Raw genomic sequence first — 20,676 nt, 5'->3', positions numbered from 1 at the left:
TATTCACATAATGAGACTTCGGTCATTTATCCTGAGGTGACTCTTATGTTCGAGGCCACGGCATCATGGCGCACATCGCGGCGCTGCGGGCAGGGCGGAGCTCGGTTGATGAGCCACCCGGCCGGGAATCGCAGGAGCCAATTCCCGGAACATCTCATAAGGACACCGGCAACCGGGGAGTGCTGGCCACTCGGGGCCGAGGTGACCTTCGCGGAGAGACCGCAGATCTACCCGGGCCCGAAGGGGGAATCCGGTGGCCTGGTCGAGCTCAGCCGAGGCCGTCCCGCTGCCCCGCGCGGAGGTTCCGACGATCGGCGAACCTAGCCCGGTTGTACTGGCCGTGACCAGGGTCAGCGGGTTCGGTGCCAGACTGCAGCTCGATCAGCAGGTCGCCGCCGGGTGTGCGGAAATAGAGCACGGATCGCCCCGACCGCCGTCGCCCAACGAGCTGCGCCTGTAGCAGGACGTTGAGGTGACCGCCGACGGAGCCGAAGCCGTATCCGGTCAGCGCGACCAACTGGGTCGGGCTCTTCGGGGACTCCAGCAGGGTGAGGATGGTCGCGCGGACCGGGCCGAGTAGGCGGCTCAGTGCGTGTGGTGGTGGGTCGAGGGACGGGTCGGCCAGTACTGCGGAACAGGGGTAGACCACCGCGTAGCGATGTGGCCTGGCCAAGCTGAGCCAACCCCGGCGGGTGCTGCCCGGGATGAGCAGCAGTGGAGCGTCCGCCAGGTCTTCCGCTGGACGGTCATAGGTGTTGACCCGTAGCCGACCGTCGCCGAGCCAGCGCATCCCCGGCCGCATCTGCTCGAGCACGGCAGCCCAACCGCCGGCGCTGAGTGCTCCGATCCGGGAGACGATGTCGGCCTCGACCGGCGCTGAGTGCTCCGATCCGGGAGACGATGTCGGCCTCGAAGAGCCGCCGCCGACGTGGCCAGTCGGGTTCCACCGTCCGGGTCCAGACCCAGGCGAGCAGATCGGCCGTTCGGGACGGCAGGTCCGACACCCGTAGTTCCGGCGGCAGCGGCGCACCCGTACCGAGGCTGAGGTCTCGCCGGGCGACCTCCGGCGGTGTGGCTCGGACCCGACCGAGTTCGTCGGCGAAGGTGGCGTCGGGCTGGTCCGGCGGCGGCGTTAGGAATCCGGCCAGCCATCTCGGGCGGAAGGCGGCCCGAAGGAGAGCCGTGGCGAACGGATCATCCGCGACGCGGGTCCGATAGGCGGCGACGTGCGTGTCCAACCATGCCCGCTGGCCGGGCAGCGATACCCCGGTGTGCAGGGACTTCATGGCCGCGACCGTCTCGGTTAGCGCGGAGATGGCGAATCGGCTGCGTGCCAGGGATTCCGCGCTGATCCGCCAGATCCCCACCCAGCCCGCTCCCCTCCGGCCGCCCTGGAACGGACGAGTTTCGTTTCGTGTGGAGACGAAAAAGTATCTCACCGGTGTCGAGGCGCCACCAGACTGCCTGTCCATGCGCACCTATCGGGAGTTGTTCCAGGCCCGTGAGTTCACACCCTTCTTTGCCACTGTCTCCCTACAGACCGCGGGTCGGACCATGAGCGGACTCGCCCTCGGCCTCCTCGTCTACTCCACCACCGGATCGCCGCTGCTCTCCGCGCTGAGCCTGTTCGGCTCTCACTTCGCCCAGGCCATCGGCGCGGTCACCCTGCTCAGTGTCGTGGACCGAGTGCCGCCCCGGGCCGCGATGACCATCATGGGGCTGTTCTTCGGGCTGGGCGCTCGGCCATGGCGCTACCCACTATGCCGGTCTGGGGAATTCTTGGTGTCCTCGGCGCGCAGGGCCTGGTCGGCGCCGTTGCCGGTGGCGTTCGCTGGGGGTTGCTCGGCGAGATCGTGCCCGGACCGGGTTACGTGCTCGGGCGCTCGGTGATGAGCATGTCGCTGGGGGCCACCCAGATCGGCGGGTACGCCCTCGGCGGTGTTCTGATCGCGGTTGCCTCGCCCCGCCGGGTGTTGCTGCTCGGCGCCGCGCTGTACCTGGTCGCCGCGATCATCGCTCGGCTCGGCCTCACCCGACGACCGCCTCGGGCCGTTGGTCGGTTTTCCATAGGACAGACCTGGAGAGTCAACGTCGAGCTCTGGTCGCTTCCCGCCCGCCGGAACTCCTACCTCGCGATGTGGGTGCCCAACGGCCTCGTGGTCGGTTGTCAGGCACTGTTCATCCCGTACGCGCCCGGATCGGCCGAGGTGCTGTTTGTCTGCTGTGCCACCGGGATGCTGGCGGGAGACGTGATCGTAGGGAGGTTCCTCCCGATCCAATGGCGGCCACGGGTGGTCATCCCGATGAAGGTGCTCCTAGCCGTGCCGTACCTGCTCTTCATGATTCATCTCCCGCTTGCCATGGCGGCGATCGCCGTCACCCTCGCGTCGTTCGGATTCAGCGCCAACCTCCTGCTGCAGGAACGTCTGATCGGGTTGACCCCCGGCGACCTACGGGGCCAGGCGCTCGGCCTGCACTCGGCCGGCCTGCTGACCATGCAGGCGGTCGCGGCGTCGGTCGCTGGTGCGCTCGCGCAGTGGGTGCCGATCGCCACCGCGATGGTGCTGATGGCTGTACTGTCTCTGCTGGCGATCGTCGTCCTCACCCCGAGGCTGCGCCTCCGACAGGATGAGCCCTGGGATGGTGCGCGATCACCTCACCCCACGGCATCCAACCGCACCGCACCGGCGTTGAGGCAGGCAAGCAGGGTGCGGGCCTGGACGTTGAGGTAGTGGCCGTGCTGGGCGAGGTTGTTGAGCTGCCCCGCGGTCGCCCAACGGAAGCCGGTGGGCGGCTCGAGCGGCGCCTGCGCTTCGTCGGCCGCCACGAACATATACCGATTTTCCGCATTGAGGAACCGTCCGCCCTCCTCGGAATGCACCGCCGCGTAGTGGATCCGATCAGGACCCGCCCCCTGGACGACATTGAGGAAAGAGGGACGGAGCGGCTCCGGCAGGTGCGTCCAGTTCTCCGGCGTGCACTGCACCGTCGGTGCCAACTCGACGGTATCCAGGAACCCGGCCTCCACCTTCGCCTGCACCAACAGGTGCGGCACGCCCCCGAACTGGCGAAACAGGAAGGCGTTCACACCAGTGCCGGTGGGTTCGAACAGCGGCTGCGACCAGCCGGTGACCTCACGGTTGCCCGCCTCGACGCCAACAGCGACCAGCCGGAAGTATCGACCATCGTCCCGGCTGAGAGTGAATTCGTTGCGTTTCCACTCCCCAATACCGGCCAGTGGAACCCGCTCGACGGTCAGGCTGTGGCGGGACCGCTCGACGGTGAACCAGGACTGCAGCTCCATGTCGGTGTGCAGGGCGCCCGGCTCGTTCGACCGCACCGGACAACTGGCCAGAACCGTTCGTGCGTCCATGTTTATGACATTGTCCTGACGCAGCAGGTCACCAATCTGCCCGAGGGTCAGCCAACAGAAGTCGTCGTCCACCGGCACGTCGCCCACCGCTTCCATCACGATGTTGCGGTTGGACTTCCGGTAGAACCAGGAACCGTGCTCCGACTGGAGGACGTCGGTCAGCACAGTTCCGCGGCTGGGGTCGGTGAAGTACTCCAGGTACTTCACCGGCGCCCCCCGGTGCGCGCCAGTGTAGTTACTGTGAGTGGCCTGCACTGTTGGTGACAACTGCAGCATGTTCCGGTTACCGGGCTCCATCTTCGCTTGAAGGAGGAAGTGCAGCACACCGTCGAACTCCTTGGCCAGGATGCCAAGAATTCCCACCTCAGGCTGCCGGATTATCGGCTGCTGCCACTGGCGGATCACCCCCTCGCTACGACTGACAGCGAGTCCTTCGACCGAGAAGAAGCGGCCGGTGTGGTGGTGCAGGTTGCCGGTATCCGTCGCGAAGAACCAGCCATCCAGATCACTCAGCCCGATTCGCTTCACTCGGAAGTGATGCGCCCGAGCCCGTCCGGCAAGCCAATCGGCGACCTCGTCCGTGCGTAGCGCGAAGCCCTCAGCCTGCCGGCCGGCCGAGCGTGCCAGCCGTTGAGCCAGCGTGTCGTCGGCGCGTCGGCGCAGTACCGTCGGCGCGGTCATCGGGAGACCTGGCGGCGGGATCGCGCGCGGGGGCGCCGGGCCGCCGAGCGATGACTGGCGCGATGCCGGGTCATGACCGCTCCGCCTCGGCAGCACTGGCGCAGAAGTCGACCGTGCGACGCAGCGCCTCGGTCAGTGGCACCTGCGGTCGCCAGCCGCTGACCGTCCGGAACGGGGTCGCGTCGACCGTGATGTGGTGAAAGTCGCCCGGCTCCGCATGCGGGGGTGGCGAAACCGAGGTGACCCGCACGGGCGGCTTTCCGGTGCGTTCGGCGACCAGATCCGCCACCGTGGTGAACACCTCACCCAGCGGCAACCCGCGCCCGGATCCGAGTAGCCACGACTGCCCGGCCAGGGCATCCACGTGGTCAACCGCTGCGACGAGTGCACGCGCCACATCCTCGACGTAGAGCAGGTCCCGCCGTACGGTGCCGTCGTGCCACATGGTGATCGGTTCATCAGCCAGGGCCCGCCGTACCATGGTGGACACCACGCCCTTGTCCCGGGCGGTGGAGTGCGGACCATACCCGAACACCGTGGGCAGCCGGATCGACACAGCACGCAGCGTCTTCTCGGCATGTGCCTCCAACAGCACCCGTTCGGCCGTGAGCTTCTGCCGGTCGTACTCGCCCTGGGGCCGGTCGGGCTCGCTGCCGTCGAGCACCTCCTTGTCGGTGAACCCGACCTGTGAGACGGCGCCGGCGAAGACCACGGGCAGGGGCGGGCGGTTCCGGTCGCCGTCGCGCAGCACCTCGACGAGGTCGCGCACCAGCCCGACATTGACGCGTTCCGCGGCCGAGTCACCTTCGTTGATGCGCCAGGTCGTCGAGCCGGCGATGTAGGCGATGCTGTGGATGACGGCGTCGGCGCCGGCAACGGCCTGGCGCAGCCGTCCGGGCTCGGTGAGGTCGGCGGTGTGCACCTCGATCTCGGCGCGAGCGGGTGCGGGGACTGGCGCCGCGTGTCGCGAGACGGCCCGCACCCGAACGTCGCGTACGGCGAGCTCGCGCAGCACGGCGGAGCCGACGAAGCCGGTCGCACCGAGCAGCACGACGAGGGGACGTTCTACTGCCACAGCTTCGCCTCCACGTCTCGGCACAGCGCGTAGTCGCCGAGCAGGCCACGATCCAACGCCTCGGCGAGCGTGGGGGCGGCCCGGTCCCGGTCCGACTGCAGTGGGGTTATCCCCGCGGGGAACGTCAGTCCCAGTGCCGGGTCCAGCGGCGAGATGGCTAGCTCGTCCTCCGCGACGTAGCCCTTGGACATCGCGTACACGATCATGGAGTCGTTCGCCAACGACAGGAAGGCGTGGCCGACTCCCACCGGAATGTAGACCCCCCGGCAGCTATCACCGTCGAGTTCGGTGCTGTCCCAACGACCGAAGGTGGGCGATCCGACTCTCAGGTCAATGAGGAAGTCCTGCACCTTCCCGTACGGGCAGTAGACGTACTTCGCTCGTCCGGGGGGCGTCGAGGTGTAGTGGATACCACGCAGCACACCACGGGCCGACACGTTGTGGCTGAGGTCGCGTACGGGGAACAGCGGCCGGCCGAACGTCGCGGTGAAGGCCGGCTCCTGGTACGGCGACGCGAACAGCCCGCGCCGGTCCCGGTAGACGTTGGGCGTGAACTCGAGGGCACCGTCGATGGCGAGTCGGCGCACCGTCATTCCGTGAACGTCCTCGGGTCGATACCCGTTGTTCGGGGGATTGTCCGGCATCAGGAGATCTCCTTCCGGGACGGCTGTCGCCGCCGGTTCGTGGATCCGGGTTTCTGGTGCGGGCTCACAGTCCGGCCAACACCTCGCGCAGGGCCACTGCCACCCGCTCCTGCTCCGACTCCGGCAGGGACGGGTACATGGGTAGTGAGAAGATCTCCCTGGCCAGCCCCTCGGTCACCGGCAGCGAGCCCTCGCGATAGCCGAGGTACGAGAAGCCGTCCATCGTGTGCACCGGCCAGGGATAGCTGATGTTGAGCGCGACGTCGTATGCCTGCAGCGCCTGGATGATCGCATCCCGCTCGGGATGCCGGACAACATAGACGTAGTGGACGTGGGTGTTGCCCGGGTTGGTGGTCGGCAGCCGCAGACCACCGGGGCCGGAAAGGTCGCCGAGCAGTTGTTCCCACCGCCGGGCGACCGCGTTGCGTCCGGCGACATACTCGTCCAGCCGGCCAAGCTTGCGCCGCAGAATCTCGGCCTGCACCTCGTCCAGGCGCGAGTTGTGCCCCGGCGTACGGACCACGTAGTAGACCTTTTCCATCCCGTAGTAGCGCAGCTGCCGGAGGTGACGGTCGACCGACTCGTCCGCGGTGATCACCGCTCCGCCATCGCCGTACGCGCCGAGAACCTTGGTGGGGTAAAAGGAGAAAGCGGCCGCATCGCCCATGGTGCCCGCGAGGCGTCCATGATGGCGTGCACCGTGTGCCTGGGCGCAGTCCTCCAGGACTCTCAGACCGTGCTGCTCGGCGAGGCGGGTCAGTGGCGCCATGTCCACGCACTGGCCGTAGAGGTGCACCGGAAGAATCGCGCGAGTCCGGGGCGTGATGGCGGCGGCGACCTGGTCAGTGTCCATGAGGAAGTCCTCCTCGCGGACGTCAACGAAAACCGGCGTCGCTCCGGCCCCCACGATGGCGACCACGGTGGGAGCCGCGGTGTTGGAGACCGTGATGACCTCGTCACCGGGTCCGATGCCAAGCGCCTCCAGCCCCAACTTCAACGCGTTAGTGCCGTTGTCCACCCCGGTGGCGTACGGCAGCGAATGGTAGGCGGCGAACTCCTCCTCGAAGCCGCGGACACTCGCACCGAGCACCAACTGCCCCGAGCCGAACACCGTTTGCACCGCGTCGAGGATGTCCTCCTTTTCCTTGGCGTACTCCGGTAGGTAGTCCCACACACGGGTCGTCATTTCAGTGACTCCTGGTTGTCGATACGGATGCGTGGTCCACGGACCGCACCGGTCGCCGCCCGACTGGGTGCCGCGATGGTGTACGAGGTGCGCCGAGGTTGGCGGCTCTCCACCATCGCGGGTTGTCGCGGTACCAGGCGACGGTCTCGGCCAGCCCTTCGGCGAAGGTCACTCGCGGCCGGTAGCCGAGACTCTCGCGGATTTTGGTGTCGTCGAGGGAGTACCGTTGATCATGCCCTTTGCGGTCAGTGACGTAACGAATCATGGATTTGTCCGCGCCGCACAGTCGTAACAGATGCTCGGTCAAGTCCAGGTTGGTCAACTCGGTTCCACCGCCCACGTTGTACACCTCGCCGGGACGCCCGTGGATGAGCACCCGGTGGAGTGCGCGGCAGTGGTCGGCGACGTGCAGCCACTCGCGCACGTTCCCCCCGGTGCCGTACACGGGCACCGGCAGACCCTCGAGCAGGTTCGTGATGAACCGCGGGATGAGTTTTTCGGGGTGCTGGTGGGGCCCGTAGTTGTTCGCACATCTCGTGATCGAGACGTTCAGACCATGGGTGCGCCAGTAGGATCGGGCAATGAGGTCCGCACTCGCCTTCGAGGCCGCATACGGGGAGTTCGGTAGGAGTGGCCACGCCTCGGTCCATGCTCCGTGTTCGATGGATCCGTACACTTCGTCGGTGGAGACGTGAACGACCCGCGGTACACCGACTGCGACAGCCGCCTCCAGCACCGACTGGGTACCCAACGCATTGGTGCGTACGAAGTTTTCCGCACCGTCGACCGAGCGGTCTACGTGTGACTCGGCAGCGCAGTGCAGGATGGCGTCATGGCCTTCGAACAGGTCCCGCAGCAACGCCTGGTCACAAATGTCACCCTGCACGAAGTCCAGGCGTGGGTGTGCGCCTGGCAGGTTGGCGCGGTTGCCGGCGTAGGTGAGTTTGTCCAGGACAGTGACGCAGGCGTCCGACGTCGCGGCCGGATCGTCGGTGGCCAACTCGCCGGCCAGCAGGGATCGCACATAGTGTGAGCCGATAAAACCGGCACCGCCGGTGACCAGAATCCTCACCAGGGCCTCCCACCCACCGCGACAGGCCGGCTGGCGAGGGCAGTCGGTCCGGAGCGGTCGACAGCGAAGCTATTTTGGGGCGGACTAGGCGCCTGGCCGTCACCGGGTCCCGCTGCGACCCGTTTAGCGGCGCCCAGGTGACGGTAACTACATGGAATCAAAGGCATGGGTAACACCAGTTCTCGGAGGCACGCGAATGGGGGATAGCTACGAGGCGGTGGCGGCGGTCCGGCGGGCGGTTGCGGTCACCTCCATCACGTATTGCCCATAGGGTGATTTCGCAAGTTGGCGACCAAGATGGTGACAGGCGTCCTGATCGATAAACCCCATTCGCCAGGCGATCTCCTCCAGACAGGCGACCCGAACACCTTGTCGGTGCTCCATAATCTGCACATACTGGCTCGCCTCGGTCAGCGCATCGTGAGTTCCGGTGTCCAGCCACACGAAGCCGCGCCCCAGTGAGATCAGTTCGGCCTTACCGCGCTGGAGGTAGACACGGTTGATGTCGGTGATCTCCAACTCACCGCGGTCGGACGGCTGGAGATCACGAGCGATCTCCACCACGTCATTGTCGTAGAGGTAGAGTCCCGTGATGGCGAGGTTGGAGCGGGGTCGGGACGGCTTTTCCACCAGGTTTACGAGCCGTCCATACCGGTCCAGCTCGCCCACTCCGTACCGTTCCGGATCACGTACGGGGTAGCCGAACAACACACAGCCGTCGATGTTCACCACGGTCTGCTGCAACAGGTCACTGAAGCCGGGACCGTGGAATATGTTGTCACCCAGCACGAGGGCAACCGAGTCGTCACCAATGTGGTCGGCGCCGATGCGAAAGGCATCGGCCAAACCTCGGGGCTTGTCCTGTTCGGCGTAGCTCAGCGACAGCCCGAACTGGGAACCGTCCCGCAGCAGTCGCTGGAACAGAGGAAGGTCATCCGGCGAGGAAATGATCTTTATGTCCGTTACACCTGCGAGCATGAGAACGGATAGCGGATAGTAGATCATTGGCTTGTCATAGACTGGCAGAAGATGCTTCGAAACACCCAGAGTAATTGGATGCAGCCGGGTCCCATACCCACCGGCCAGAACTATTCCTTTCACACCACTTCCTCCATGTGTTCGGCCTCCCAGATCAGAGCCAGGTCCGGAATTTCGGCCCTGCCGCCACCGGAAGACCTTCCTCCCAGCACTTCCACTGCCGCGGTCGCTGCCAGGCCACCCGGCCAGAGCGCTCCCCCGAACTCCACGAGCGTAGGCAGGTCAGGATTCGCCGCGAACCCTGTCAACGAAGGTCACAAGATCGATAGGTAGGTCGTCGCCGCGCCATGCGACATGGCCATCAGGGCGGACCAGCACGAAGGGACGCTCGTAGAGCTTGGCGATCTCCGGGTCAGTTCCGCGTCGTACGGTCAGCGGTACGTGCTGTTCGGCGAAAGCGCGTTCCAAGGCGGACATTCTCATGCTCTCGGCGAAGGACACCAGAACGAAGCCATGACCAAATAGGTCGAGCGTGGATGTGTTGGCATCCCACCAGGCATGTGCGGCGCGGTAGCCGGGCTCGCTGCCCGGGCGCCAGTGGCTGTCCGGCTTGCCTGGACGCGGCGGACCCAACGGGTCAGCGATAATGGTCGAGGATCGGTAAGACAGCCCGAAGTGAATCGCTGGCGCGTCGAACTCGCGATGCGCTCCGCCCTGCACCAGCTTGCTGGCCAACTCTGCGCGAGCCACCTCACCGATGGGACCATCGGCGTGGATCTCGGGCGGAACCTGCCGACGCATGGTGCGTTCCAGGTTGAGATTCGCCTCTTGCAGGCTCTCCAGCGCGATCGGCCTACGCTCGGTCTCGTACGTGTCCAGTAGCTGACTCCCGGCCCAGCCATTCAGTGCGGCGGCAAGCTTCCAGCCCAGGTCCGCGACATCGCCGAACCCGGTATTGAGGCCGAATCCACCGGAGGGTGAGAGGGTGTGGGCGGCGTCGCCCGCGAGGAATACCCTTCCCGCTCGATAGCTGTCGGCCACCCGATGGGTGAGATGCCACTCGCTGTCACTGAGCAACTGCACTGGAGTCTCGAAAGCGATGGCATCCTTGATCAAGGACTTGCCGTCAACCTGGGCCCCGCCGTCGACACCAACAACCAGGTTGTAGAGATCACTGCCGTTCAGCGAACGCATGGGGAAGCGCAACCGGGATGACAGCATGAGGAAGTAGACAAGGGCGACCCGGTCGCCGAGTTGCCGCTTGAGCTCAGGGGCTCGGAAGAGAATATTCCGAAACACCTGGGTCTTGTGGCGAGGCCGAGCGCCGATGCCGGACGCCTGCCGGATGGGAGAGGCGGCACCGTCACAGGCGACCAGGAACTGCGCCCGAACAGTGCTGGTCCGGCCAGAAGCACCCTCGATGAGGGTCGCCTCGACGTGGTCGGCCGCCTGGCGTACGCGGTCCACGGTCGTCCTCAGTCGCAACGGGCCGGTCGGGTGCACTCCGACGGCGCGTTGCAACAGTGGGTTCAGCCAGTGCGCTGGACAAATCTGATCCGGCTCCGGCGTGTGCACGAAAGGTCCACGGCTCGCCGTCGTGCCCCGCCGGTACCGGTGCACCTCGTGACCGCCGACCTTGGTGACCCAGGCGATGTCCAGCGGATGATCGGCTGGCCAGCCTGCACCACGGATGGCAGCTGCGAGTCCCCAACGGCGAAACAGCTCCATCGAGCGTGGCCCGATCGTACTCACCTTGGGGTGCCGGACTTCACCGTCACCCGATTCGACCACCATGCAGTCGATGCCGCGGTATCTCAGGTCCAGAGCCAACGCCATTCCGACCGGCCCTCCGCCCACGATCAGCACGTCGGTCCACTCGCCGGAGTCAGACATATTGTCCCGCTTTCCTCGTGCCAAAAATCGGATAGCCCTTCCGGTGCCGGGAGGCGTTGGATACCGCCCCCCGACACCGAAACTGCGCTACGGGCGCTCCGCCGTTGCCAGGAGGCAGCCGAAGTCGTCCACACCCTCCAGGTCGGACGGCTTGAAGGCATCATCGGAGAACTCGAAGTTGCCTTCGTTCAAAGCAGCGGGGCGTTCGTCCAGTACGGGCAACTTGGCCAACTCGTCCGCCAGGCGCAGGGTGGTCTGTTCGGTGACGTCGAGGAGCTCGCGCATCCGCAGACCGGAACGGTGGAGCATGGCGGCATAGTCGTCGATGTCCGCCGTGGTCGACATCAGGTCGTTGCAAAACTTGTCAATTCCCTGATGCCGGACCTCCTTACGCGGGAAGCGCTCGAACACATCGGTCAGGACGAGCCGGCCACCCGGGACAAGTACCCGGCACACCTCGGTGAGCACCTGCTGCCGGTCCGGCATGTGGCACATCGACTCGAGAGCCATAACGGCATCGAACGACTGGTCCGGGAATGGGAGTCGCATCGCGTCCCCGTGCTGGAACACGGCGCGGTCGGCGACCCCCGCCTCGGCGGCCAGGCGGTTGGCGCTCTTCACCTGCTCCTTACTGATGCTGATGCCGGTGACCCGTGCGCCAGTCCGCGACACCAGTCGTAGCGCCGGTCCGCCGACTCCGCAACCCAGATCGAGAACGTGATCCGCGGCGCTGACCCGCAGGCGCTCAATAAACACATCGGTCAGCCGGTCCATCGCCTCGTTGACCGAAGCACCCGACTCCGGGGAATCCCAGAATCCGATGTGTACATTGGGGTTGAACGTGCCGTCACTCATGGCGCTCAGGGTGAGACGGTCGTAGAGTTCACCGACCGCCTGCGGCACAGGCTGGGACGAGATTGCGGTCATTGGCAGAACCTTTCTCCTGGGTTGACGAGTATCAGCCGGCTCGGTCCGTGGAAGACCATGTCGTCGGCGTAGTCGACGTACTGGGCTGGGTAGCCCAGGGTGGGAAGACCGTTCAGTAACGTCTGGAGCCCGATCTCGAGCTCGGCGCGGGCCAACGTCGCGCCGAGGCAGTAGTGGATGCCCAGGCCAAACCCAAGCTGCCGGTCGGCTGGGCGATGCACATCCAGGGCATCAGGCAGCGGAAAGCGTGCCGGATCCCGATTGGCCGAGCCCAGCAACGCCACCACTCGGCTACCACGAGGTACCTCCCAGCCGCCAAGGGTGGTGTCCTGGTGCGTCCACCGGGTCACCGCCTGCACGGGCGGGTCATAGCGCAGGAACTCCTCAATCGAATCCGCCGTCAGGCCGTCGGCGCCACGCAGCTCCTCGAGTACCGCTGGGTGTGCTTGAAGCGCAAGCACCGCCTTCGCCAACGAGTTGGTGGTGGTCTCGTGTCCGGCGGTCAGTAGGTGAACGCCGGTCCCCACGACTGCGTCCAGACTTACTGGTGCTCCGCGTAGCTGCGCGTTGGCGAGGATCGTCAGCAGATCATCACCGGCGCTGCCGCGCCGGAGGCGCACCTGCTCCCGAAAGTACTCGGTGAACTCCTGTGCGGCCGCTTCGGCCCGTGCGTAGCCGGCGGTATCCCGACGTGCCCGGGAGGAGCTGGCCTCCTGTAGCGCTAACGCGTTCGTACGCAGCCACCCGTGCCGCTCCGCTGGAATCCCGAGCAGCTCGGCGATGACAAGGATCGGTAGCGGCGCGGCGAATCCCTCGACGAGGTCCGTTTCCACCTGGCGGCCCAGTCGTGACAGGAGCTCCTGCGCGATCCGCGCGATGCGGGGCCGCAAGCCGGTGACGATCCGGGGAGAGAAGCTTCTGTTCAGTAGCGAACGTAGTTCGGTGTGCCGTGGCGGGTCCATGAACACCAGCCAGTTCTCGACGACAGCCCGGAGGGCCTTCTGGTCGGCCGGTACCGGGACAGATGCCGCCGTGGCGTCCAGGGACCTCCCCCTACCGAAGCAACTACTCGACAGCACCTGGGCAACCTGGTCGTAGGAGAAGACGTAGAAGGTCTCCGGGGCATCGCCGCCCGCCTCGCCCCGGTGCACCGCGGCGACCTCCCGGTAGCGCCGGTACACCGGGTAGGGATTGACGATGTCCTCCCTGTTCCAGCCGGTCAGGGTGAATCGCGGCAACGTCGTGGACGACATACGCTCTCCCTCCAGAAAGTCGGCCCGGGTTGCTGCTCAGGCACCGCGGGAAGCCCGGTCACCATCACGGCCGGAAGTGGTCGGCCCAGAACGCGCTCATCTCCCCCACCCGCCTCGGCACCAGGGAAGCTGTGCGGCACTCGGCCGCGAGGTCATCGAGACGCCGGGCGATGCCGCGTCGGGCCACTTCTGGGCGGGGCACCGGTGCGGGGTGTTCTATCAATTCGAACGAGGGTCCGGCAGTCCTACCGCGCCGCCCCGAGGGCAGCGTCACCAGCAGTTCAGCGAGGGGGCGCATCAGGCCCGTCATCATGTCGATCGCCGCGTTCATCAGGTCGGACCGCCGCAGACTCCCGTCCGGACGTTCCCCGAAGTGTTGCGCCATGAGCTGCAACGCCATGAAATACGCGCGATTGAACAGTGCCATAACCGTTCGGGCATCCGGATCAGTGACCGTCTCCATGGCCCGCTCACCACGCCGAAGGGTCGGATTCCGCAGCACGGGGTAGGCCGGCTGCCACAGCTCGCCCCCCGGGGCGACCGTGCCACGGAGGAGTTCGCCGATTCGCAGGAACGAGGTATAGTGCGACTCCTCCTCAGGTCCGGCGGTGAGCACTCCACCCTCGCCCTGCTCGGTGATGATATCGATGGCAAACAGTGCACTCGACAGGTTGTCGACCTCGAGCTGGTAGTCGGGGTAGCGGCGGTTGACCGATTCCCGCAGGAAGAGATGATGTTCCCCGCCACCCCGACCCTGGTCGACCAGAAAGAGGTCGGGGATGTCCTGTAGCCCCTCCCGGATGGCGGAGTAAAGGTCACTCAGCGAGGCGTAGGTGTGGCCACCCTCCTGGGCCGCCGCGCCATCAGCTCGTAGCACGTCGGGTACGTGATTTTCCGGCCGTTCGATCAAGGTGAAGCGCTCGATACTACCGATTCCCAGGCCTTCGAGGGAGAAGTCCAGCGGTACGGGAAGCTCGCAGTTGATCGTGGCGAAGTCGATCCGCGGCACGTGGAAGGGCTCGCCCAGCGCCACGAGGATGTTGTTGACCAACAGGAAGTGGATCATTTCCTCGCGGGCGATGTTCAGCAGCATGCTACGGACACCCTCGTCAAGGGTCTCCCCACCGTCGCCACAGGCCAGCAGCAACTGCTCGGACGTCCACGCACCTCGCCGTACGTACTCCCGCCCAACGCCGTAGGTGGGCACGGAATAGGCTGCGTAGAGGTACTGGAGCATGACGGCTAATTCGACCGCCGCCGCCTCGCGCAGCACGCGCACAAGTTGATCGCGGTTGGCTATCCGGTGGCTACGGCGACTCGTCGCCGGTGCGGTCAGGAGGACCGAATCCGGCACCTGCTGCGCGCGTAGATACTTCAGCAGGAGCCGGGCCTTCGGCTCGGACAAATCCCGCGTTGGCGGCATGTAGTAGGTCTTCGCCTTGTTCCGGGGGTCGCACATCTGCCAGATCAACTTGGCGTACGTCTCCACCTTGCACTGGTCCGCCAGGCTGAAGACCTCTGCTTTCATGAAGGAGAACAGGTGCTCGTAGAAGGCGAAGACCTCCCGGTAGACCAGCGCGAACGTCACGTCCTTCTGCTCGAGGCCGGCCAGTCGCCAGTCGTCGGGTAGGACACGGATCGAGAGATAGCCGGCGCCGGGCCAATAGCCGAGGGTGTCGTCGTGGTCGTAGGCCAGCATCGCGGAGCCGGGAGCGTCCACATCGCAGGGCAGGTCGTCGGCGTCGGTGGAGAGCAGCACCAGGGCCGTACCGGCCGTCCCGCCCCGCATCGTGAACCACCCATACCCCTCCTGGTCAGTACCGAGAACGCAGGCGCTCGACCAGCTTCCGGGCTGGTTCAGCCGTCCCGAACGCAGCCGGACCACGTCGATGTCGGAACAGCGGGCCTTGGGGGAACAGGCTGCCGGATTACCGGGCAGAGCCCGGGGGTTGAAAAACTGCCGCACCCAGATCTCGTGGACGGCGCTCGGCCGGCCCCGGACGAAGGCACGCACGGGAACCTCACTGTCGTGGTTCGCGTCCTCGGCGTCTCGTGGGTGCTCAAGAATGCGCGCCGACTCGTCGACCTGTACGTTGACCTCCCGCTCCCGCAGCTGTCGCCCCACACCGCCCGATCCGCTGGTGACCAGGCGCAACGGCTCCGCGGCCGCGGCCGCTGCGGAGATCTCGATGGGCACGGTCACCAGGCCACAGGCGAGGATGTACTCCTGGTCGAGATACGCCTCCCGGGGCAGGCGGGCTACCACCCGATCGCTGTCGGCGGTACGCAACTCGAGATCCCCGAGATCTACCGGTCCATTCCTGTCAACGGGCACCGCCGTGATCATGTTGAGGACGGCATGGGTGTCGGTCAGCTCGACTGACAGGTTGTGCAGCCGGCCGTTGGTGCGGCGCAGACCCCGACTGTCCGGGACGAGCAGGCGGCCCGCCGGGTAGCTCCGCAGTTCGTGCGGGTACCAGGGAGCTATCGTCCCGGACAACTGCCACCGGCTCGGCTGGTCGGGCACGGTCGGGACGGACATGTGGCTGAGCGAGAACTGCACCACCAGGCCGCTCGCATCGGTGTCTCTGAGTAGCCGCACGGCCGGGAAGGCTGCTGCCGCGTCGAGCCAGGTCAGTTCGTCCTTCGTCACGACGAACTGGTGCACGACGGACCGACGCAGCTCCTTGGCCTGCCAGTGGTCGTCGATGTCGGTGCGGTGGTCCGCGTTGTGCCACCTCGGCGGCACGAAGCCGTGGACCGATCCGGTGGCGAGGTAGCCGCGGTCATGGGATCGCCCGTCGCGCCCAAAGCCAAACTGCCCCACCATCAGCGTCGTGGTCCGGTCAGCGGCCGGGTCAACATCGAAGACACGGGCCCGGTTGACCGTCGTGCCAAGGTATTCGTTGAAGTGCCCCCACATGTCAACGGTTCGCCCGACCACCGGGTCCGCGGTATCGATCTCGCCGGTGCGAGCCTCGACGCTGACGATCCGCGCGTCCACCGAAAAGTGCCCGTTGCCGGCGAAGTCCCTACCCTTGGCCGCACTGAAGGGTCCGTCGGCGCAGGGGCGGCCGGTGTGGTCAAAGCGTGGCCCCACCTGGTCGAGATAGTCGTGGTATGCGTGCGCCGGACGCGCTACGGCAAACGCCCGACCGTCCTCAGTGAGCGCGGTGTTCGTGGCAAGGTCCACCAGGCCGCTCCGTGGACCGGTGGGCAGGTGTGTCGTCGCCGCTCCCCGGAAGTGCAGCCGGGGCAGATCGAAAACACTCATGCCGACTTTCCCAACTGGCTCGACCGGGTGGTGGCGAACTCACGGTCGACGCGGAGCTCGTGCCATTCGATCTCGTGGGCGGCATCAATGGCCGATTCGATCGCGCCCTCGATCCAGGCGGGCTTTGACGAACAGTGTTCACCTGCGAAGAAGAGGCGCTTCTGCGGCCGTGCCGCCTCTCGCCGCTCCGCTTCACGGAGCGCGGTCTCCTGCCCCCACCGTACGGTGGCTGCCCCGAGTGACCATCGGTGCCGGCCCCAGGCCCGACTTGCCACGTTGAGGATCATACCGGGTTCACGCAGCTCAGGATGCATGTCACTCAGTTCCCTGATGATCAGCGCGTTACGTTCCGCCTCGCTCAGGCGACCGAGTGCGTCGGCGTCAGGCCCGATGCTGTAGCTGGCGAGCAGCACGGCCCCGAGTGCCGGATCACCATCAGCAGGCGGGTAGTAGGTCTGCCGTACGTGCCGACCGGTGAAGGAGGCACCACCGCTGATTCCGTCCTTCTTCCAGAACGCTTCGCGGCAGTGGAGGGCGACCTTCGTCGCCGGCCAATACTTCGTCTGATGGACAATGTCGAGCTTATCGTCATCGAATCCGACCAGCCGAACTCCCCGGAGCACCGTGAACGGAATGGTGCAGACCACATAGTCACAGCTCGTCGTGACGATCTTCGTACCCTGCCGGACATGGAGCACCACTGTGTCGTCGTGGACCTCGATCCCCACCACCTCGTGGCCCGTCGAGATCGGTCCACGGATCTGGGCCGCGAGCCGCTGGGGCAACATGTCCATTCCCGACCGTAACCGGATGATGCTGGAGCCGGTCTCATCGAGTACGTCGTCGAGGAAACGTTCGAGATGCGGCGGGCAGAGAGACCGGATCAACGGGTGGTCAGCGTAGAAGGAGTGCAGATCAATTCGGTTTCCCGAGCTACCACACCGGTACGGCGTCAGGTCGATATCATCGATGAGGTCGAGTAGTTCCACACCGATCTCGTTCTGCATGCCGTCGTAGAACTGGCGGGGCGCCACAGCCCGGATGGTGGCGTCGAGCCAGGCGCCAAAGAGCAGGGTGTTCTCCCGGTAGCGCCGGTTCGGAAGCCCAGCAACAAACTCTTTTACCAGCGTTTCGTGTGCCTCGCCGACGCGGACGTAGCCCGTCGAGGTTGGCAGATAGGCGGCGTCGTCGGAGAAGAGCGTCTGAAACCGGTGCACCTGATCCTGCAGACCGAGCTCGGCGATGTAGTGCCTGGTCAGCCTGTGCCCTGCGGGAATCCGCATCGCCCCTAGTTCGGCGAAAGGACCGGGTCGGCCACCGACGGTGAACCGGTGTGTGTCGATTCGGCCGCCGACGCTACGGCTCGCTTCGATAATCTCGACCTTGTGGCCGAGGCGCTCAAGTTCGTAGGTCGTCACCAGCCCGGCGATGCCCGCGCCTATTACGGTGACCCGCTTCTGCCCATTAATGGCGAGTCCCGGCCCGCCACTGTTTCGCAAGGCTGCCACCACAGGTGTCCTCTCAACACGATGCGCATAGCACAGGAATGTGCTCGAAGGGCGATGACGAGATCGACCTGTCGACAATGATTCCACCCGGGCACCGTCCGCACATCACGTGATGGGCATGGCCACAGGTGGTTTGCCCAGCGAACCGGTGCGTCCCACACAGCCGTAGCGGGCCCCCATCCTACGTAGACACGTGGGATTCACCCCGAGGTGATGCTCACGACCCCGGCATTCGGTGACACTGGCGAACGGTGAAGCGAGGCCCGACGGAGGCGATGTTGATGCGTGTATTGATCGCTACCACGCCGGCACCCGGACATATCGTTAGCATGGTGGATGTCGCGGGCGAACTGACTCGACGTGGACATGAGGTGCGGTGGTACACCGGCCGCGCCTTCCAGAACCAGGTCGAGCAGGCCGGGGCGCGATTCGAGCCCATGAGTGACGCACTCGACTTCGGCGGCAGGAGTCGGGAGGAGGCGTTTCCACACCACGCTGGTCTGACCGGACTCGCCAGCTTCAAGATCGGCGTACGCGACATCTTCTACCACACCGCGCCCGGCCAGCTCACCGATCTACTCCGCGTACTCGAACGCTTTCCCGCCGACTGCATCCTCGCCGACGACATGTGCTATGGCGCATGCTTCGCAAGCGAACGGACCGGTCTGCCGTTGGCCTGGCTGAGCAACTCGATCTACATCCTGGGCAGTCGGGACACCGCACCGCTCGGGTTGGGGTTGCAACCGAGTTCCTCCCACGTTGGACGAGCCCGGAACGCCCTGCTGCGGTTCGTCGGCGATCAACTGTCCATGCGGGACCTACGCCGGGAGGCCGATCGGGTACGAGGCTCGGTGGATCTGCCACGGTTGAGAACACGAGCCATGGAGAACATCGCACGTCCCCCACACCTGTATCTGGTGACCACCGTGCCGTCCTTTGAGTTTTCCCGCACCGATCTCCTACCAGGGACGCACTTCATTGGCGGACTCTTCGGAGCGCCACCGGAGAGGTTCGACCCGCCCGTTTGGTGGCACGAGCTGGATGCCGGCAAGCCGGTGGTGCTCATCACCCAGGGCACCACCGCCAACGATGTCGACCGACTGCTTGTTCCCGCAGTCCGGGCGCTGGCAGCCGAGGACTTCCTGGTTGTGGTGACCACGGGGAGCGATCTGGACGTCGAGCTGCTGCGGCCGCTACCCGGCAACGTCCGGCTGGAGCGGTTCGTCTCTTACCATCACCTACTGCCACACGTGGACGTGATGCTGACAAACGGGGGCTACAACGGCGTCAACGCTGCCCTCGCCCACGGTGTGCCCCTGGTCGCCGCGCCGGCGACCGAGGAGAATCCCGACGTCGCGGCCCGGATCACGTGGTCCGGAGCGGGTGTCGTTCTTCCCCGCCGCGCGGTGTCCGAGGACGCCCTGCGTAATGCCGTGGTCACCGTGCTGCACGACGGGCGCTACCGGCAGCGGGCACGCGCGCTGTCCCGCGAACACCAACGCTACGACGCACCGCAACGAGCGGCTGAGCTGATCGAGGACATGGCTGAATCCCAGGGTCGAGTCCCTACCGGAGGTCCCACACAATGAGTGCTACCACGAACGCCGAATTAGGCGAAGCTCCCGAGACGAGCATGCCGGTCGACCCAGGGCTGTTTGACTGCATGCCGGACCTGATCGCGGCCGCCCGGATAGCTCCGGTGGTGCGCATTCCCTACCTCGGGCGGCATGCCTGGGTTGTATGCGACCGCGAGCTGGTGAAGCAGGCTCTCACCCATCCCAAGATGGGGAAGGACATCACCCTTGTCCCAGAATGGATGCGCCAGCCGGGACTGATGGTGACAGCCCAGCCGCCGCCAGAGTACGCGCGGGCAATGATCATGAGCGACGGTGAGAACCACGCGCGGATCCGACGGATCCACGCCCCGGTACTCAGCCCTCGTAACACCGAGCGATGGGGCGAGCAGGTAGCCACCAAGGTCGAGGGATTCCTGGACGAACTCAGCAAAGCGGCCGCCGGAAGCAACGCCGAGGTCGACGTGGTCACCAACTACACCCACAAGATCCCGCTGGCGTTCATCTCCGAGATGCTCGGTCTCCCCCCAGCGGCAGAGCACCGACTGCGCAGCATCACTGACATCATGCTGTACTCCTCTGACTACGCCGCCCGCCGAGAGGCGATCGGAGGTCTGTTCGGGGCGGTTGAGGAGTGGGTACGCAACCCGGATGGGCTACGCGACGGGGTGATAACCGGGCTGCTGGCCGGCTCCGACGGACCAGGTGCCGCCGTCACCGAGGGTGAGGTTATCGTCTGGACCCTGGGAATGATCATTACTGGCTACGAAACCACGGGGAGCCTAATCTCCACTTCGCTGTACGAGGCCCTACGCCGGCCACCGCACGAGCGACCGAGAACTGACGAGGACATCACAGCGTGGATCGAGGAGACCCTGCGGGTGCACCCCCCATTCCCGCACCCGACCTGGCGCTTTCCCCTGGAGGATATTGAGCTTGGCGGCTACCTCATTCCCAAGGGTGCCCCCGTGCAGGTCAGCATCGCGGCCGCGAACCGGCAACCGGGCGAGGGTGCCGACAGCTTCGACACGGAGCGACGGGGGCACGGGCATCTGTCCTTCGGCCTCGGCATGCACTACTGCATCGGCGCCCCGCTGGTCCGGCTCGAGGCGAAGATCGCAGTGCGTGGGTTCCTGCGACGGTTCCCACAGGCCCGGCTCAGCGCCGACGCCGCCGTCCAATGGGAGTCAGAGTGGATGATCCGTCGAATGAGCTTCCTGCCCGCTGTACTCTCCTGA

Annotated in this window: 16 protein-coding genes; 3 read left to right on the top strand and 13 right to left on the bottom strand. The window is 65.9% G+C overall.

The window, feature by feature from the left end:
* Positions 1 to 268: 268 nt before the first annotated feature.
* The gene (locus SALPAC4_RS28665) at positions 269 to 814 is read right to left on the bottom strand and encodes an ArsR/SmtB family transcription factor (RefSeq protein WP_223874811.1); all 546 of its coding nucleotides are present in this window, start codon (positions 812 to 814) and stop codon (positions 269 to 271) included.
* Entirely contained in the window at positions 747 to 1,367 is a 621-nt protein-coding gene (locus SALPAC4_RS28660; RefSeq protein ID WP_223874810.1) for a hypothetical protein, read from the bottom strand. Before SALPAC4_RS28660 ends, SALPAC4_RS28665 begins: the two co-directional genes overlap by 68 nt.
* A gap of 378 nt (positions 1,368 to 1,745) precedes the next feature.
* On the opposite strand from SALPAC4_RS28660, the gene SALPAC4_RS25525 reads away from it, so the two are divergent.
* Entirely contained in the window at positions 1,746 to 2,732 is a 987-nt protein-coding gene (locus tag SALPAC4_RS25525; RefSeq protein ID WP_204149420.1) for an MFS transporter, read from the top strand.
* On the opposite strand, the gene SALPAC4_RS0121040 is transcribed toward SALPAC4_RS25525, so the two are convergent.
* From SALPAC4_RS0121040 to SALPAC4_RS0120990, 11 genes are all read right to left on the bottom strand, one after another.
* Positions 2,657 to 4,054, bottom strand: a complete 1,398-nt coding sequence (locus SALPAC4_RS0121040; RefSeq protein ID WP_019872032.1) for an NDP-hexose 2,3-dehydratase family protein — start codon at positions 4,052 to 4,054, stop codon at positions 2,657 to 2,659. The two genes, SALPAC4_RS25525 and SALPAC4_RS0121040, sit on opposite strands and share 76 nt — an antisense overlap.
* A 70-nt stretch (positions 4,055 to 4,124) precedes the next feature.
* A complete protein-coding gene (locus SALPAC4_RS0121035; RefSeq protein WP_027644937.1) occupies positions 4,125 to 5,129 on the bottom strand; it encodes an NAD-dependent epimerase/dehydratase family protein in 1,005 nt (334 codons plus the stop codon).
* Positions 5,120 to 5,773 (bottom strand): dTDP-4-dehydrorhamnose 3,5-epimerase family protein, encoded by a 654-nt coding sequence (locus tag SALPAC4_RS0121030; RefSeq protein WP_033665020.1) that lies wholly within the window; start codon positions 5,771 to 5,773, stop codon positions 5,120 to 5,122. Before SALPAC4_RS0121030 ends, SALPAC4_RS0121035 begins: the two co-directional genes overlap by 10 nt.
* Positions 5,774 to 5,837: 64 nt before the next feature.
* Entirely contained in the window at positions 5,838 to 6,959 is a 1,122-nt protein-coding gene (locus SALPAC4_RS0121025; RefSeq protein ID WP_019872029.1) for a DegT/DnrJ/EryC1/StrS family aminotransferase, read from the bottom strand.
* A gap of 1 nt (position 6,960) precedes the next feature.
* On the bottom strand, positions 6,961 to 8,031 hold the full coding sequence (rfbB, locus tag SALPAC4_RS0121020) for a dTDP-glucose 4,6-dehydratase (protein ID WP_019872028.1): 1,071 nt from the start codon (positions 8,029 to 8,031) through the stop codon (positions 6,961 to 6,963).
* A 207-nt stretch (positions 8,032 to 8,238) separates the two neighbouring features.
* Positions 8,239 to 9,132, bottom strand: coding sequence for a glucose-1-phosphate thymidylyltransferase RfbA (gene rfbA / locus SALPAC4_RS0121015; protein ID WP_027644936.1), 894 nt, complete (start codon positions 9,130 to 9,132; stop codon positions 8,239 to 8,241).
* Between the two features lie 159 nt (positions 9,133 to 9,291).
* Positions 9,292 to 10,902: an FAD-dependent monooxygenase gene (locus tag SALPAC4_RS0121010; RefSeq protein WP_019872026.1), complete on the bottom strand. Its 1,611-nt coding sequence runs from the start codon at positions 10,900 to 10,902 to the stop codon at positions 9,292 to 9,294.
* Positions 10,903 to 10,989: 87 nt separating this feature from the next.
* Positions 10,990 to 11,829 (bottom strand): SAM-dependent methyltransferase, encoded by an 840-nt coding sequence (locus SALPAC4_RS0121005; protein WP_019872025.1) that lies wholly within the window; start codon positions 11,827 to 11,829, stop codon positions 10,990 to 10,992.
* On the bottom strand, positions 11,826 to 13,082 hold the full coding sequence (locus SALPAC4_RS0121000) for a cytochrome P450 (RefSeq protein ID WP_019872024.1): 1,257 nt from the start codon (positions 13,080 to 13,082) through the stop codon (positions 11,826 to 11,828). The genes SALPAC4_RS0121005 and SALPAC4_RS0121000 overlap by 4 nt, the downstream gene beginning before the upstream one ends.
* A 64-nt stretch (positions 13,083 to 13,146) precedes the next feature.
* Entirely contained in the window at positions 13,147 to 16,356 is a 3,210-nt protein-coding gene (locus tag SALPAC4_RS0120995) for a ferritin-like domain-containing protein (protein ID WP_019872023.1), read from the bottom strand.
* Positions 16,353 to 17,867, bottom strand: a complete 1,515-nt coding sequence (locus SALPAC4_RS0120990) for a flavin monoamine oxidase family protein (protein WP_027644935.1) — start codon at positions 17,865 to 17,867, stop codon at positions 16,353 to 16,355. Before SALPAC4_RS0120990 ends, SALPAC4_RS0120995 begins: the two co-directional genes overlap by 4 nt.
* Before the next feature lie 278 nt (positions 17,868 to 18,145).
* On the opposite strand from SALPAC4_RS0120990, the gene SALPAC4_RS0120985 reads away from it, so the two are divergent.
* Positions 18,146 to 19,453 carry a glycosyltransferase gene (locus tag SALPAC4_RS0120985; RefSeq protein WP_397537993.1) on the top strand — a complete coding sequence of 436 codons (1,308 nt, stop codon included), beginning with the start codon at positions 18,146 to 18,148 and terminating at the stop codon, positions 19,451 to 19,453.
* Entirely contained in the window at positions 19,450 to 20,676 is a 1,227-nt protein-coding gene (locus SALPAC4_RS0120980) for a cytochrome P450 (protein ID WP_027644933.1), read from the top strand. Before SALPAC4_RS0120985 ends, SALPAC4_RS0120980 begins: the two co-directional genes overlap by 4 nt.

Origin of the sequence: Salinispora oceanensis (assembly GCF_000383575.1) — a bacterium.
GTDB classification, from domain to species: Bacteria; Actinomycetota; Actinomycetes; order Mycobacteriales; family Micromonosporaceae; genus Micromonospora; species Micromonospora oceanensis.
Note: the sequence above shows the minus strand (reverse complement) of the source record. Positions and strands in the feature narration are given on the sequence as shown.